Source organism: Citrifermentans bremense, assembly GCF_014218275.1.
In the GTDB taxonomy this organism is placed as follows: domain Bacteria; phylum Desulfobacterota; class Desulfuromonadia; order Geobacterales; family Geobacteraceae; genus Geomonas; species Geomonas pelophila.
The window spans coordinates 3,440,689-3,455,856 of sequence record NZ_AP023213.1; the positions used below are offsets into that span (position 1 = coordinate 3,440,689).

The 15,168-nt window shown below is 61.9% G+C and carries 12 protein-coding genes; 2 read left to right on the plus strand and 10 right to left on the minus strand.

Features of this window, described 5'->3' with window-relative positions; genetic code table 11:
• Window positions 1-24: 24 nt before the first annotated feature.
• The 9 genes from nuoF to GEOBRER4_RS15120 form a co-directional block, all read right to left on the minus strand.
• Window positions 25-1,935 carry an NADH-quinone oxidoreductase subunit NuoF gene (nuoF, locus tag GEOBRER4_RS15080; RefSeq protein ID WP_185243004.1) on the minus strand — a complete coding sequence of 637 codons (1,911 nt, stop codon included), beginning with the start codon at window positions 1,933-1,935 and terminating at the stop codon, window positions 25-27.
• A gap of 9 nt (window positions 1,936-1,944) precedes the next feature.
• Window positions 1,945-2,403, minus strand: a complete 459-nt coding sequence (locus GEOBRER4_RS15085; protein WP_015838062.1) for a complex I 24 kDa subunit family protein — start codon at window positions 2,401-2,403, stop codon at window positions 1,945-1,947.
• A 112-nt stretch (window positions 2,404-2,515) separates the two neighbouring features.
• Window positions 2,516-3,283, minus strand: coding sequence for a hydrogenase iron-sulfur subunit (locus GEOBRER4_RS15090; RefSeq protein WP_185243005.1), 768 nt, complete (start codon window positions 3,281-3,283; stop codon window positions 2,516-2,518).
• A gap of 80 nt (window positions 3,284-3,363) precedes the next feature.
• The gene (locus tag GEOBRER4_RS15095) at window positions 3,364-6,417 is read right to left on the minus strand and encodes a CoB--CoM heterodisulfide reductase iron-sulfur subunit A family protein (protein WP_185243006.1); all 3,054 of its coding nucleotides are present in this window, start codon (window positions 6,415-6,417) and stop codon (window positions 3,364-3,366) included.
• Window positions 6,418-6,463: 46 nt separating this feature from the next.
• Window positions 6,464-7,615 carry a (Fe-S)-binding protein gene (locus GEOBRER4_RS15100; RefSeq protein WP_085811844.1) on the minus strand — a complete coding sequence of 384 codons (1,152 nt, stop codon included), beginning with the start codon at window positions 7,613-7,615 and terminating at the stop codon, window positions 6,464-6,466.
• 30 nt (window positions 7,616-7,645) lie between these two features.
• Window positions 7,646-8,179, minus strand: coding sequence for a 4Fe-4S dicluster domain-containing protein (locus GEOBRER4_RS15105; RefSeq protein WP_185243007.1), 534 nt, complete (start codon window positions 8,177-8,179; stop codon window positions 7,646-7,648).
• Window positions 8,176-10,197 (minus strand): aldehyde ferredoxin oxidoreductase family protein, encoded by a 2,022-nt coding sequence (locus GEOBRER4_RS15110; protein WP_185243008.1) that lies wholly within the window; start codon window positions 10,195-10,197, stop codon window positions 8,176-8,178. The genes GEOBRER4_RS15105 and GEOBRER4_RS15110 overlap by 4 nt, the downstream gene beginning before the upstream one ends.
• Window positions 10,198-10,338: 141 nt before the next feature.
• Window positions 10,339-11,484, minus strand: a complete 1,146-nt coding sequence (gene oah / locus GEOBRER4_RS15115; protein ID WP_185243009.1) for a 6-oxocyclohex-1-ene-1-carbonyl-CoA hydratase — start codon at window positions 11,482-11,484, stop codon at window positions 10,339-10,341.
• A 106-nt stretch (window positions 11,485-11,590) separates the two neighbouring features.
• On the minus strand, window positions 11,591-12,049 hold the full coding sequence (locus GEOBRER4_RS15120; RefSeq protein WP_185243010.1) for an acyl-CoA thioesterase: 459 nt from the start codon (window positions 12,047-12,049) through the stop codon (window positions 11,591-11,593).
• 290 nt (window positions 12,050-12,339) lie between these two features.
• On the opposite strand from GEOBRER4_RS15120, the gene GEOBRER4_RS15125 reads away from it, so the two are divergent.
• Window positions 12,340-12,780, plus strand: a complete 441-nt coding sequence (locus GEOBRER4_RS15125) for a GNAT family N-acetyltransferase (RefSeq protein WP_185243011.1) — start codon at window positions 12,340-12,342, stop codon at window positions 12,778-12,780.
• Between the two features lie 35 nt (window positions 12,781-12,815).
• Complete coding sequence (locus tag GEOBRER4_RS15130; RefSeq protein ID WP_085811838.1) at window positions 12,816-13,280, plus strand: Rrf2 family transcriptional regulator; 465 nt, start codon at window positions 12,816-12,818, stop codon at window positions 13,278-13,280.
• A 316-nt stretch (window positions 13,281-13,596) separates the two neighbouring features.
• On the opposite strand, the gene GEOBRER4_RS15135 is transcribed toward GEOBRER4_RS15130, so the two are convergent.
• Window positions 13,597-14,910: an acetyl-CoA hydrolase/transferase family protein gene (locus GEOBRER4_RS15135; protein WP_185243012.1), complete on the minus strand. Its 1,314-nt coding sequence runs from the start codon at window positions 14,908-14,910 to the stop codon at window positions 13,597-13,599.
• Between the last annotated feature and the right edge of the window lie 258 nt (window positions 14,911-15,168).

Consider the following 15,168-nt stretch of genomic DNA (forward strand, 5'->3'; position numbering starts at 1 on the left):
GGGAGTGGCTGCAAAGTTGTCCAGTTAGGCCAAGGCCCGCGCCGACGGCGCGGGCGGCTCCGGCACCGGCACTCCGGAAAGCTTGCTTATGGCCTGGAAAGCCGCCGGGCAGGCTTCGATACAGGTGCCGCACTTGGTGCACTTCTCCTGGTCGATGACGTGGATGGTCTTCTTGCCACCCTCGATGGCGTTGGCGGGGCACTTCCTGAGACAGCTGCCGCACCCTTTGCACTTCGCCGGCTCGATGTGGAAGGCGATCAGCTCCTTGCAGGAAAGCGCCGGGCACCTCTTCTCCTTGATGTGGGCCTCGTACTCGTGACGGAAGTACTTGAGGGTCGAGAGGACCGGGTTGGGAGCGGTCTTGCCGAGGGCGCAGAGCGCCGCCCCTTGCGTCGCCATCGCCATGTTCTCCAGGAGTTCGATGTCCCCTTCCTTACCCTTGCCCTGGGTGATGGCGGTCATCACCTTGAGCATCTGGCGTATGCCTTCACGGCAGGGGACGCACTTGCCGCAGGACTCGTCGCTCAAGAACTCCAGGAAGTACCGGGCGATGTCGACGAGGCAGGTGTCCTCGTCCATGACGATCATGCCGCCCGACCCCATCATGGCGCCCATCTTCATCAACTCGTCGAAGTCGACCTTGACGTCCAGGTATTCCTCGGGAATGCAGCCGCCGGAAGGGCCGCCGGTCTGCACGGCCTTGAACTTCTTGCCGTTGGGGACCCCGCCGCCGATCTTGAAGATGATGTCGCGAAGCGGCATCCCCATGGGGACCTCGACGAGACCGGTGTTGTTGACCTTCCCCACCAGGGAGAAGACCTTGGTCCCCTTGCTGCTCTCGGTCCCGATGGAACTGAAGTACTCGGCCCCCTTGTTGATGATCACCGGGATGTTGGCCCAGGTCTCCACGTTGTTGATGTTGGTCGGTTTGCCCCAGAGGCCGCGGACCGCCGGGAAAGGCGGCCTCGGTTTGGGCTCGCCGGGCTTTCCTTCCAGCGACTGGAGAAGGGAGGTCTCCTCGCCGCAGATGAAGGCCCCCGCGCCGCGGTGCACCTTGACGGTGAAGTCGAATCCGGAGCCGAGGATGTTTTTCCCCAGGAAGCCGTGTTCCTCCGCCTCCCTGATGGCGACGGTCAGGTTGTCGACGGCGAGCGGGTATTCCTGCCGGACGTAGATGTAACCCTCGCTCGCGCCGATGGCGTAGGCGCCGATCAGGAGCCCTTCGAGCACGGTAAAGGGGTTACCTTCCATGAGGGCGCGGTCCATGTAGGCCCCCGGGTCCCCCTCGTCGCAGTTGACCACGACGTACTTCTGGTCCCCCGGCGCGTTGCGGGCGAACTCCCACTTGGTCCCGGAGGGGAAGCCGGCGCCGCCGCGTCCCCTGAGCTTCGCCTGCTTGACCTCGCCGATCACCTGCTCCGGGGTCATCTGCAGGAGCGCCTTGGCCATGGCCTGGTAGCCGCCGACGGCCAGGTAATCCTCCAGGCTCTTCGGGTCGATCTTGGTGTTGAGCCCCAGGATCAGGCGCTGCTGGTTCTTGTAGAAGGGGATGTCGTGCTCGTGGCTCGACTTGTCCCCGGTGTTCGGGTCCACGTAGAGCAGGCGCTCGACCAGCTTCTTCTCCTTGAAGGTATGGGAGACGATCTCGCAGACGTCCTCCGGCTTCACCTTCAGGTAGCTGATCCCTTCGGGGTAGACCACGAGGATCGGTCCCTGCTCGCAGAAGCCGTGGCAGCCGGTCCTCCTGACGTCGACCTGATCCTTGAGGCCGTGGCTCTCCAACTCGGCCATGATCGCGTCGGCAACCTTCTCGCTCCCCGTGGCATGGCAGGCGCTGCCGGAGCAGAGCGTGATGCAGGGCCTCTTGTCATCCCGTTTGGACAGGATGGCTCTCCTGAATTCTTCCAATTCTGCGGGCGAATTTATCCTTGGCATAAGAATCCCTTACTCGTAGTTTTTCAGCACTTCCGCCGACTGCGCAGGCGCCACGTTGCCATGATACTCACCGTCGATCACCATGACCGGCCCCAGCGCGCAGCATCCCAGGCAGTTCACGGTTTCGAGGCTGAACTTAAGCTCCGCATCGGTCTCGCCGGCCTTGATCCCGATCGCGTCGGAGATGGTGTCCAGGACCCTTTGCGCGCCACGGACGTGGCAGGCGGTGCCCATGCAGACATGGATCTGGTGGCGCCCCTTGGGAACCTGGCTGAAGGCCTTGTAGAAGGTGGTGATGTGCTGGATCCGGCTCATCGGCACGTCCAGCCTCTCGCCGACGCGGTCCAGTGCCTGCTTGGGGAGCCAGTTGTGCTCGCTCTGGATGTCCAGAAGGATCTGGATCAGCGAGCTCTGCTCCGCGTTATGCTTGTCTATGATGTTGTCTATCTTCGCGATATCCATGCACATGGTGGCCGTCCTTCCTTAAAGGGTTGCTATTTCCGCTACCAAAATCCTTCTGCTCTCGGGGCCGGATGGGGGGACAGGCTCCGAAGGTGCCTGTCCCCCTCCCGTTCCTTACTTAAGCCAGCGCGTACGCCTTCAAATCCTCGTCGTACTTGACCAGCCCTTTCCTGCTCGATGTCTTGATGTGCCTGTTGACGTCGGCCGCGGAGAGATTGAGCGCCGAGGCGATCTCGGCGGTTGAAAGCGGCTTCTCCTTCAAAAGGAGCGTCATCTGGCTCACGGCCAGGTTGTCCGTCACCAGGTCGTCGAAGAGCGACTCCAGCTCCTCGCTGGCGAAGTAGGCCTCGTACTCCTCCTCGGTCTTGAAGCGCTGCCTGATCCTCTCCCTCTCCACCAGCTTCACGTAGGGGACCAGGTTGTAGGCCGCTTCCATCCTGAGCTTCAGGGAGCGCTCCTCGATCCCCTCTCCCTTGCCCAAGGCGCCCAGTTCCTTCAGGTTCTTGCCGAACTCGTTCATCACCTCGGCGTAGCGCATCCCCTCCGAGGCCGAGATCCACTCGAGCCTCAGGCGGTCCGGGTTGATGCCGATCCTTTGCAGCATCTTCTTGGCGATATGCACGTTCTTCAGTACGTCGTAGTTACCCTCGGTGACGTAGTGGCATTCGCCGGGCCAGCATCCCCCGATGAACACCCCGTCGGCGCCTTGCCTGAACGCCCTGAGGATGAAAGCCAGGTCAACCCTGCCGGTGCACATCACCCTGATGATCTTCGTCTCTGTCGTATATTGCAGTCTGGAAACTCCAGCCAGGTCGGCAGCGCCGTACGCTCACCAAGTGCACAGGAAACCGACGACCCTGGGCTTATGCTCTTTTCCGGTTGTCATTGTCTACCTCCTTTCCAGGCATCTCTCCTGGCTTTGTTTACCCCCCGGCGCAGCCGGCCGGGGGGGCTTGTCGCCGGTTTTCATTCCCCACGAAGGGGCGGAAGCGCCGCGTCGATCTGGGCGAATATCGCGTCGTCGGTGTAGTGCTTCAGGTAGATCGCCTGGGTCGGGCACTTGGCGTTGCACAGGCCGTCCCCTTTGCAAAGGATCGGTTCCACCCGGGCCTTTTTCCCCTTCGGGGTGTCCGCGAAGCTGATCGCCCCGTACTTGCAGGCGGTGATGCAGGCCCCGCAGGATACGCAGTTATTCTCGTTCACGTCGCAGACCGAACCCGATGCGGTCACCGTCTCCTTGGAGAGGATCCCCACCGCGCGTCCCGCGGCCCCGTAAGCCTGGCTGATGGTCTCGGTCAGGTGCTTCGGATAGTGGGCCGTGCCGCAAAGGAAGACGCCGTCCGCGCTGAAATCCACTGGCCTCAGTTTCACGTGGGCCTCCTGGAAGAAGCCGTCCGGGTTGTTGGAGACCTTGAAGAGCTTCCCCGCCTCCTGGCTTGCCTCCGACGGTATCACCGCCGCCGCCAAGACCACCAGGTCCGCCTCGAGCTCCATCAGCTGCCCCAGGACCGGGTCGGGCACGGTGACCTTGAAGCCCGCCCCTTGCGCCTCGACCACCGGCTTTTTGTCCGCCTCGTAGCGGATGAATTTCACGTTCTGCTCGCAGGCCTGCCGGTAGTAGACCTCTTTCAGGCCGTAGGTGCGCATGTCGCGGAAGATGACCTGCACCTCGATCTCGGGGTTGATCTTTTTCAGCTTAAGGGCGTTCTTGATCGCCTGGCTGCAGCAGACCCGGCTGCAGTAGTTCCGGTCGGTCTGGCGGCACCCTACGCACTGGATCATCACGACACTCTGGGCCGCCTTCACCCTTTCGCTTTCCGCGACGATCTCCCCTTCCAGCTCCAGCTGGGTCAGGACGTTCTCGTTCTCGCCGCAGAGGTACTCGGTCGGCTTGTACTCGGCGGCGCCGGTGGCGAGAAGCGATACCCCGTGCTTCACCTCGCGCACCCTCCCCTGGCTTTCCACCTGCGTCGTGAAGTTACCCACGTATCCCGTGACGTCCAGGATGGTGGAGTCGGTCCAGACGTGGATCGACGGGTGCCGGTACACCTTCTTGACCAGGTCCTCCAGGAAGGGCTGTACCTCGGTCCCCTCCAGGGTGTAGTGGAGCCGTCTCGCCATCCCCCCCAGGTCGTCGTCCTTCTCGACGAGGTAGATCTCGAAGCCCTGCTCCGCCATGTTGAGCGCGGCGGTCATGCCGGCCACCCCACCGCCCACGACGAGCGCCGTGTGGTCCACCGGGAGCTGGAATTCCTGCAAGGGCTCCAGGTGCGCGGCGCGGGCCACCGCCATCCTGACGATCTCCTTCGCCTTTTCGGTCGCGTTCTCCTTCTCGCGGGAGTGGACCCAGGAGCAGTGCTCGCGGATGTTGGCGAACTCGAAGAAGTACTGGTTCAGCCCCGCCTCGCGGCAGGTGTCCCTGAAGAGCGGCTCGTGGGTCCTCGGCGTGCAGGCCGCGAGCACCACGCGGTTCAGCCCCTTGGCGACGATGGCATCCGAGATCTGCTTCGCGTTTTCCGTGGAGCAGGCGAAGAGGTTCTCGCCGGCCCAGGAGACGTTCGGGAGCGTCGCCGCGTACTCGATCACCTCCGGGATGTTGACCACGCGGCCGATGTTGGCGCCGCAGTAGCAGACCACCACCCCGATCTTCAGCTCCTCCTTGGAGACGTCCTTCTCGTCGGGGTAGACCCTCTCCCGCTCCAGCTTGTGGCGCCGGTAGGAGAGAAGCTGTCCGCAGAGGGCGTCGGCGCCGCTGGCGGTCAGGACCGACTCGGGGATGTCCAGTGGGCCCTGGAAGGCGCCGGAGACGAAGATCCCCTTCTTCGAGGTCTCGATCGGGTTGTAGGGGTTGTTCTTGCAGAACTTCTGGTCGGTGAGCTCGATGCCGAACTTGGCAGCCAGCGCCTCGACGTCCTTCGGGGGGTTCAACCCCACCGAGAGGACCACCATGTCGAATTCCTCCTCCTTGACCCCCTGGTCGACGGTGGAGTAGCGGATGGTGACGTTCTTGGTGCTCTCGATCTCCCTCCCCACCGTGACGTAGCTCCTGATGAAGCGGACGTCCGGGAGCTTCTCGGCCCTTTGGTGGAACCTCTCGAAGTCCTTGCCGTAGGCGCGGACGTCGTTGTGGAAGATGGTGGCCTCAAGGGTCGGGCTGTGGTCTTTCGCGAGGATCACCTGCTTTTGCGAGTAGGCGCAGCAGACGGCGGAGCAGTAGTTGTTGCCGCCCGGGGTCACCTGGCGCGAGCCGACGCACTGGATCCAGGCGATCTTGTGCGGGTGCTTTCTGTCCGAGGGGCGCAGCACCTCCCCCTCGTAGGGGCCGGTGGCGCAGAGGATGCGCTCGAAGTCGAGGCTCGTCACCACGTTCTGCATCTTGCCGTAGCCGAAGTCGGCCCTAAGCTTCGGGTCGAAGGTGGAATAGCCGGGGGAGAGGATGATGGCGCCCACCTCGATCTGGAAGGTCTCCGGCTTCTGGTGCAGGTCGATCGCGTTGGTCTTGCAGGCGCCGACGCAGATCTGGCACTTACCTTCCTTCAGGTAGAGGCAGGTTTCCGGGTCGACGTAGGTGACCAGCGGCACCGCCTGGGAGAAGTAGATGTGGACCGCCTTGTTCTCGGAGAGGTTCTGGTTGAACGGGTCCGGGATCTTCACCGGGCAGTAGTCCACGCAGATGTTGCACCCGGTGCACTTCTCCTCCGAGATGTACCTGGGCTTCTTGGTGAGGGTCACCTTGAAGTCCCCGGCCTCCCCTTCCACGCGATCCACCTCGGTGTAGGTGATGATCTCGATGTTGGGGTTTCGGGAGCACTCGATGAACTTCGGGCTCTCGATGCACATGGAGCAGTCGTTGGTGGGGAAGGTCTTGTCCAGCTGGGACATCTTCCCCCCAAGCGCGGGGGACTTGTCCACCAGGAAGACCCTGAACCCGGAATTGGCGAGATCCAGCGCGGCCTGAATACCGCTGATCCCTCCACCGACAATGAGTACGTCACCAATATTTCTCTCTGCGGTATTCATAGAAGTTTTCCTTCGACTAGAGTTCGTTGGATGCAAGCCACGGTGGTCAGATCACCTCGGCGATGATCTCGGTCAGGTCCTTCACCTCCACCTTCTCGTGATCGGCCAGGTCGAGGCTCGAGTCGGTGAAGTTGGTGATGCAGTAGGGGCAGGAGGTGGCGAGCACCTCGGCCCCAGCCTGGACCGCCTGCCTGAGCCTCAAGTCGGCGAAGCGCTCCTCCTTCGGGGTCTCCATCCAGATCCTGCCGCCGCCACCGCCGCAGCAAAGCGACTGTTCGCGGTTTTCGGCCATCTCGGTGAACTCGAGGCCGGGCACCTTTTTCAGCACGTTCCTCGGTTCGTCGTAGACGCCGTTGTGGCGCCCCAGGTAGCAGGGGTCGTGATAGGTGACCTTCTTGGCGAACTCCCCCTTGATCTCGAGCCTCCCCTCGTTGATAAGCTGCTCGATCAACTGGGAGATGAAGACCACCTCGAAGTTCACCATGAACTCGGGGTACTCGTTCTTGAAGGTGTGGTAGCAGTGGGGAGAGGAGACGATCACCTTCTTCACGCCGTGGTCGATGAAGTTCCTGATGTTCTCCTTGGCGAGCTTCTTGAAGAGCTCCTCGTTGCCGGTCTTTCTGATGCTTTCCCCGCAGCAGCTCTCCTTGTCGCCGAGGATGCCGAACTTCACCCCCGCCTTGTTGAGTATCGTCGCGGTGGCCTGGGCCACCCTCCTCATCCTGGGGTCGTAGCTTAGGTAGCAGCCGGTGAAGTAGAGGGCTTCCATCCCCTCCGCGTACGGCTTCACCTGCAGCTCCTTGGCCCAGTCCCCCCTTTTCGCGCGCTCGCCGCCGATGGAGTTCCCCTCGCTGGTGAGGCTCGCCACCACGTTCCTGATGGTGCTTACGTGGCCGGGGTAGACGTCGTACTCCGCCCCCATGGTCCTCAGCGCCACCCCCGCCTCTATCTGGTTCACCCCCCTGGGGCAGCGGCTGGGACAGGTGCCGCAGGTGCTGCAGCGCCAGATCTCTTCCTGCTCGATCTCGGTGAGGCCGAAGACCCCCTGCCTGACCACCTTGCGCATGCTGAACTGCCGCACCCGGTTCCAGGGGCAGACCGAGTCGCAAAGACCGCACTGGTAGCAGTATTTGAGCGAATCGCCGCCCTTGTCCTTGATGACATCGATTATCTCTTTGAATGGAGTCACGGTTTCCACGATAGCACCCGTCCTTTGTTGTTAGCTTCGTTAGCCTTTGGTGATCTGGCCCACCGTATCGAGGAGCTTCTCGGTCCCGAACCTCTTCATCAGGGATTGGAGACCTACCTCCAGCTCGTTGTGCTTCTGCTCGTCACTCGGTTCCTCGATCTCGCGCTCGGTCACCGACAGCGCCCCGACCAGGCACCATTTGACGCAGAGCGGTTCCGGCTCGCCGTCGCAGAGGTCGCACTTCAAGGGAAGGCCTGAGTCCGGCTCGCGGAAGAGGTCGCGCGAGGGGCAGGAGGTGCGGCAGAAGCCGCACTCGTCGTATTCCTTGCCGTCGATCACGAACTTGTCGCGCCCCATGCACTCGCTCTCGGTGTAGTCGCCCGCGTAGAGCGGGATGTAGATGTCGCGAAGCGGGTCGCGCACCACGCGGACCCTGGAGCGGGCCGGGTTGTTGCTGCTGTAGGGCGGCATGGCGTGGAAGGAGGAGCAGATCACCTCGCAGGCGCGGCAGCCGTTGCACTTGTCGGCGTCGATGTTTATCGTTTTGATGGTTCTTTTCCTGGTCTCGCTCACGGCTGTACCCCTCCACTTAAAAGTGTCTCCTGCTGCGTGGCCGCGGCGGTTACGGCGGGCTTTCCGTCATAGACGCCGGTCCTTTCGAACTCCCTCGCCACGTAGCCAAGCCCCAACTCCTCCAGGGTCTCCTTGGTCGGGATGCCGTCGTCGTTCCACCCCTTCAACTTGTAGTAGGAATCGAGAAGCTCCTTCTCCAGCTCCGGGAACCTGTTCTTCCAGTGGTTCGCCGGCGGCTGCTCGTCGACCCTTCTCATGCCGCGGCGGATGTTGATGGCCCTAACCAGCGTGCGGTAGCGCTTGGCGGCCTTCATGAGCTTCTCCTTGTCCATCTCGATGCCGGCGCCGGCGGAGATGAACTTCGGGTAGTTGTGGATGTGGTACGGAGGCTTGAGCGGGAAGGAGGATAGCCCCGCGCACTGCCCCAGCGCGTCGTCGATGTAGTGCATCATCTCCTGCCAGTCCACGATGTCGCAGCACATGTCCACGGTCGGGAAGTTGGGCATCGACTTCTCGCCGCGCGGCTCCCACTGCAGGAAGATGTCCTTGAACTTGTCGTCGGGAACCTGGATCCAGTCCTTGACGAACTCCTCGCGCTGCTCGACTTTCGGGTACGGCGCCTGCGGGAACTGCCCCTCGATCTGGGTGATGTTGATCTTCTCCCCGGTGCAGTACATCAGGTAGTAGATGGGGTTCAGCATGGAGAGCTTCAAGGGGAGCTGCTCGTGCTTCTTGATGTTGTTGTGGGCGAACTCCTCGGCGCCGTTGCCGATCTTCCTCGCGGCCCAGTAGGTACCCTCGGCCAGGATGTCGCCGATGCCGTCGCGGTTGACGATCATGTCCAGCAGGTAGAAGAACTTCGCCTCGTTGTCCTCGGGCATCCCGGGGAAGTCGCTTTGTTTCAGGATCCCCTTCTCCAAAAGCTCCAGCGCGAAGGCCATGACCTGCGGGGTGGAGAAGCCGTCCAGGCCGTACTCGGTCGCCTTCTGCGCCATCCTCAGGCCGAAGTCGAGGTCGGAGAAGGCCGCCATGGTGTAGGTGAGCTTGGTGAAGCACTTCATCATGTAGGTGGGGAGCCCCTCCATGGAGATGGTGGCGCCGCACTTCATGGGACAGTTGAAGCAGCTGATGAGGCGGGTCCTCGCCTTTTCCATGGTCTCGGCCCAGGCGTGGTCAACCTCCTCGGTCCAGAAGTCCTTGCGGCGGGTGCGGGCGTTGCCCCAGTTGAAGTTCTCGGTGTGCCACTTCTCGTCGTGGACCTTCATCTCCTGCGGGCTGCCAAGCCCTGCCAGGATCGGCATCACGTCGGGGATCGGGTTGTCCTCGCGGTGCTTGATGTAGTCGAGCACCTCGCCGCAGAGGTCGTTGAACTCCTTAGGCTTGGCGACGCAGAGGTCCTTGGTGCCGCGAACAACAACCGCCTTGACCCCCTTGTCCCCCATCACGGCTCCGATGCCGCCGCGGGAGGCGGAGGATCTACCCTGCTCGATGGATGCGTAGAAGACCCGGTTCTCGCCGGCGAGGCCGATGGCCGCGACCTGTGCTCTCGGCTCGTTCAGCTCCTTCTTGATGAGCTCGGCGGTCTCGATGGCCCCCTTCCCTTTCAGGTGCGAGGCGTCGCGGATCTCAACCTTGTCGTTGTTGATGTAGAGATAGACGAGGCTTTGCGACTTGCCGCGCAGGACCACCTTGTCGTACCCCGCGTACTTCAATTCCGGCGCCCAGAAACCTCCCATCATCGAGAAGGCCATGAGCTTAGTCTGCGGAGAGATGGTGGAGACTATGGTGCGGTTGCACCCGGTGGCCGGCGTTCCGCACAGAAGGCCGGCGGCGAAAATAAGAAGGTTGTCCGGAGAAAAGGCGTCGACGTCAGCCGGGACGCGGTCCCACAGAAGCTTGGCGTTGGTCCCTAAGCCGCCCAAGTAAAGCTCGGTGTCCTTGGGATCGGTCGCCACCCTCTCGATGTTCCCCTTGGTCAGGTCGACTTCCAGCACGTATCCTGTCTCTGCATACCTCATATAGTTACCCCTTGGTGGTTACCTTGAGTTCGGGCTCCGACGATCGGGACCGATGCCGTTTGCGGCATAAAAGTACTTTTTTACCATTTTGAAGCGTGCCGCGGAGAGCTCGCGCACCGCCGCGGCACATCTTGATCCGCCTTACCTCTGCGCTCCCGGCATCAGGCTTTCCACGAGCTCCTCGGTCCACGGGGTCCCGACGGCGAGTCCCTGGCGCAGCTTCACGAATTCGATCTCGCGGCCGGTCTCCTTGGTCCCCTCGTTGAAGGCCCTGAAGCCGGTGCGCGCCTCGTTCATCATGTTGAGCGCGAGCCACGCCCTGGAGTTCTCCTTGTTGGCGTTCCAGGCGTTCAACTTCGGCTTCCTCAGTTCTTCCAGGCTCTTGGTCATGCACTCGGGGAAGGTGTCGATCAGCTTGGCGCAGAGCTCCTCCACCTTCTGGTCCAGCATGGAGAGGTCGATCTCCCCTTCCTTGATCAGCGCCAGACCTTCCTTGAACTGGGTCCCGGTCCTGAACTCGCCGTGGATGACGCGGCCGTACTCGTCGATGAACTTGTCGGTGACGACGGTGGGGTTCGGGACGAACTTGCCGTCGATCTTGAGCGCCGGAACCACGTCGGCGATGATCCCCAGACGCGCCGCCTTGTGGGCGGAGAACGGCTCGCAAAGCGTGCCGGAGACCATGGCCTGCTCGCAGCCGATCATGACCGGGAGAAAATCGGTGGCGCCGCCGATGGCCGCGGAGCCGTGCTTGGGGCCGGCCTGGCCGAAGTTGGCAAGATCGTGCGCGACGGAGAAGTCGCAGGCCATGCCGATCTCCTGACCGCCACCGATCCTCATCCCGTTGACCCTGCAGACGACCGGCTTGTCGCACCCAAGGATGGCGGAAACCATGTCGTTGAAGAGCCTCATGTACTGGCGGTACTCCTGCGGGTTGCCCGCGTAGTACTCGGCGTACTCCTTGGTATTGCCGCCGGTGCAAAATGCCTTCTCCCCCACGCCGGTAAAGACCACGGCGCTTACCTCGCGGTCGACGGAAGCGCGGCGGAAGGCCAGGATGGTCGCCTTCACCATGTCGGTGGTATAGGAGTTGAACTGCTTGGGGTTGTTGAAGATGATCCAGGCGTTGTACAGCCCCTGCACCCGGCTTCCGTCCTTTCTCTTCGCGGGACGCTTCTCGTACTTCACCATCCCGTCGCACAGGCTCTCCACCTCGCGGTCGATCAGGTTGTGATCGATCAGATGGGACGGTGCGGTTCTCTTGATGATCTCGTCGGTAGTTGCCACGGCTTCCCCCTTAACTTCTTTGTATGGTTTGAGTTGCGCGTCAGATTTCTATTTGAGTAAATAAGTACTTTAATACCACTTTTCTGTCAAGAAAAAAACTGCTGTTTTAGGAAAATACAAAATCGTCCAGCTGCAGGTAACCAGCGTGGTCCATCACGACGCCGGGGGCGCCCTTCTCGAAGGCACGGCGCAGCTCCGGCGGGATCTCCACCTTTTGCAGGGTTTTGGCGTCGACCAGCACCCGGACCGTCTCGGCCGAGGCGATCACCGCGTCTTTTCCGGCGCTCCTGAAGTCGGTGACGATGGTGAGCGAACTGTTTCCCACCTCCTTCACCGCCACCGATATCTCCAGGACCTCGTCGAAGCGCGCCGGGGAGCGCCACTGCACGTTCTGGCTCACCAGCATGAAATCGAGGTCTCCCTGCAACAGGTCCCACCCCGCGAGCGTCCTCAGGAATTCCGTGGTAGCCAAACCCGCGTAGTTGGCGTAGTTCGCGTTGTAGACCACCTTCTGCGCGTCGCACTCGTAGTAGCGGACCCTGAGATAGTATCGAAACTGTTCCATGACCACCCCGCCTTTTCCTCGCCCCCGGCTCAACCGGCAGCCGCCTCGACATTTATCAGAACAACGTTTCAATTGCGTTAAATTGGTATCACTATGCCGAATTAGGGTCAAGAAAAAATAACATATGCAAGATATTTCCCAGGTAACGCTTGCGAACTTCCTGCCTTCATGGTACTAAATTACCAATTTCCACTCCCCCAAGAGCGGGGACCAATCCCAACAGCGATCAGCCGCCTCCCCGGCCGGGGGGAGCGCCTTGCGGCGCACGGCAATCGCGAGCGAGTCGAGAAATGAGCAAGATAACCATCAGGGACGCCATTCCAAGCGACTTGGAAGCCATCATCGCTTTGGACCGGACGCCCAACGAGGACAAGACGGGGTACTGGCAGAGCATCTTCCAGCATTACGTGGTGGCTGGACGTCCGGACCGGGTCTTCCTTGTCGCGCAAGAAGGGAAGTCGCCGGTTGGCTTCATCATCGGCGAGGTCCGTGCCTGGGAGTTCGGCTCCCCCCCCTGCGGCTGGGTGTTCGCCCTCAGGGTGTCCCATACCACCCGCGAAGGCGGGATCGGCACCAGGATGTTCACCGAGATCTGCCAGCGCCTGAAAAAGGCCGGCGTGGACACGGTGCGCACCATGGTGGACATCGACAACAAGCTCACCCTCTCATTCTTCCGCGGCATGGGGATGCGGACCGGGCGCTACGTCGAGCTGGAAAAACGAATCGACTGACGGCGCCCCGGCGCCTGCATTGGAGCGAGACGATCATGAAGCTAAACAAGGCAAGCCTTTTCGCGCTTATCTCAGTCCTGGAGCTGGCCAGCGACCCTGAGCGGCAGCTTTCCACCTCCGACATCGCCGACAAGTACGGCATCTCTTCGCACCACCTGGCCAAGGTGATGCGCAACCTCGTGCACCAGGGTGTGGTCCAGGCGATGCGCGGCGTAGGGGGCGGCTACCGCTTCGCCGGCAACGTGAACCGCACCACCTTGCTGGACATCATCCAGCTCTTCGAGACCCTGGAGAGCGAACTCGACCTCCCCCACTGGAACAAGGCGGCGGAGCCGGTGGTCTCGGAGCTGCACAGCGTGACCAACGAGATCGACACGGTCACCCGCGCCATCCTCGACACCATAACCCTGGCCACGGTGCTGAAGAACACGCGGGCGACCGGCGAGGGAGCGGCGGAGGCAAGCCCGCCGGGCAGGGCCTCCAAAACGGCTGCAGGTTGAGCGGGGCTTCCCGCCCCCTCGACCGCTCTCATCCGACCCCATCAATTGTCGGCGCAGGTCTGGCTGCCTCATAAGTTCCCTCCAGCTCCCCGCTCTCCTTCCCCCGGAGGGGGGAGGACGGCGCCGTCCCCCTCCCTGCCCCTCCCCCTCCGGGGGCGGGGACTCTGTTTTTCGGTTCCCAAGCTCCGGCTTTTCCTGGTTCCCAAGCTCCAGCTTCGCATAAGGGTACCTCTGCCCACAGCTCTGCACGAGACCTCGCGTCCCCCCCTTTGCAAAGGGGGGACAGGGGGGATTTGCCTCTGATGAACCAGGTTTGCTAGATCCTGTTCATCCTTCTTGCCGCTTCCATCAGTTCGCCGCGGAAGTCCGGGTGCGCCACGTTGATCAGGTTCATGGCGCGCTGCTTCGCCGTCTGCCCCCTGAGCTTGGCGACGCCGAACTCGGTCACCACGTGGTCCACGTCGTTCTTGCTGGTGGTGACCGACGCTCCCGCGGTGAGCGTCGGCACGATACAGGAGATGGCGCCGTTTTTCGCGGTGGAGGCTGTGGTGATGAAGGCTTTGCCGCCGCGCGACCTGTTGGCGCCGCGGGCGAAGTCCGCCTGCCCGCCGGTCCCGCTCCACTGCAGGTGACCGAACGATTCGGAGCAGCACTGCCCTAAGAGGTCGACCTGGATGGTGGCGTTGATGGCGACCACGTTGTCGATGCTCCCTATCACGGCCGGGTCGTTCACGTAGTCGACCGGGTGCATCTCGATCATCGGGTTTTCGTGCATGAAGTCGAACAGGCGCTTGGTCCCGAGCGCAAAGGTAGCCAGGGCCTTGCCGCGGTGGATGGTCTTTCTGGAGTTGTTGACCGCGCCGGCCAGCATCAGGTCCACGATCCCGTCGGACATGAGCTCGGTGTGCACGCCGAGATCCTTCTTGCTCAAAAGCGCGCGGGTGACCGCGTTGGGGATGCCTCCCCAGCCAAGCTGCAGGCAGGAGCCGTCGGGGACCATCTCGGCGAGGTACCCGCCGATGGCCTCCTCGACCGGGGAGATTTTGGGAATCTCCAGCTCCTTGAGCGGCTCGTGGCACTCGATGATGTGGTCCACCTCGGAGATGTGGATATGGCAGTTGCCGTGGGTGCGCGGCGCGTGCGGATTGACCTGCACCACCACCTTCTCCGCCTTCTTCACCGCCTCCATGGTGTAGCCTACCGACAGGCTGCAGGTGAAGTAACCGTACTCGTCCATCGGGGAGACCACGGTTCCGGCAACGTCGACCGGCCAGTACTCGCGCAGCAACTTGGGCACCTCGTGGAAGTGGTTCGGGACGAAGTCCGCCCACCCCTTCTGCACCGCCTCGCGGGAGACGTGGCTGGTGAACCATGCGTTGACCTTGATGTGCGGGGTCGAGTCCTCGGTGAAGTAGTCAGGGCAGAGATGATGCTGCTGGTTGACCACCACCCCCTCGAGCTCACGCTTTCGTGCCGCGAGCGCCTTGACGAACAAGGTCGGCTCGCCTACGCCCAGTGGAAAGCAGAGGTGATCTCCCGATTTGACAATGGTGGCAGCTTCGGCAGCCGAGCAGAGTTTTTGCCGGTATTCCTGTTCGAAGTTGCTTTTTGCAAGGGCGATGGTATTCACGGGTGCTTCCTCCTGTTTGTGGTTGTTGTGTGCGGCCTGGCCCGCAGGCGGCTTCTGGAGGAGGTTAATAGCAACTTGGATACCAAAATATGGTTTTCCTGAATGAAACAAAAACAAAACTGACAAAGGCGCGTAAAACCAGCAAAACGATGTTCGTCTAATTGCGGATTGGTTGAAAACAAAGACGTCCCCGCTGTAAACGATTGTTGACGCCAACAGGCGACACTTATTACCTGCCCACGCAATTTCCGATACTTA

Bases quoted from the DNA above. Each gene is read 5' to 3' on its own strand.
- nuoF (WP_185243004.1), bottom strand. From the start codon at position 1,935: ATGCCAAGGATAAATTCGCCCGCAGAATTGGAAGAATTCAGGAGAGCC.
- GEOBRER4_RS15085 (WP_015838062.1), bottom strand. From the start codon at position 2,403: ATGTGCATGGATATCGCGAAGATAGACAACATCATAGACAAGCATAAC.
- GEOBRER4_RS15095 (WP_185243006.1), bottom strand. From the start codon at position 6,417: ATGAATACCGCAGAGAGAAATATTGGTGACGTACTCATTGTCGGTGGA.
- GEOBRER4_RS15110 (WP_185243008.1), bottom strand. From the start codon at position 10,197: ATGAGGTATGCAGAGACAGGATACGTGCTGGAAGTCGACCTGACCAAG.
- GEOBRER4_RS15120 (WP_185243010.1), bottom strand. From the start codon at position 12,049: ATGGAACAGTTTCGATACTATCTCAGGGTCCGCTACTACGAGTGCGAC.
- GEOBRER4_RS15125 (WP_185243011.1), top strand. From the start codon at position 12,340: ATGAGCAAGATAACCATCAGGGACGCCATTCCAAGCGACTTGGAAGCC.
- GEOBRER4_RS15130 (WP_085811838.1), top strand. From the start codon at position 12,816: ATGAAGCTAAACAAGGCAAGCCTTTTCGCGCTTATCTCAGTCCTGGAG.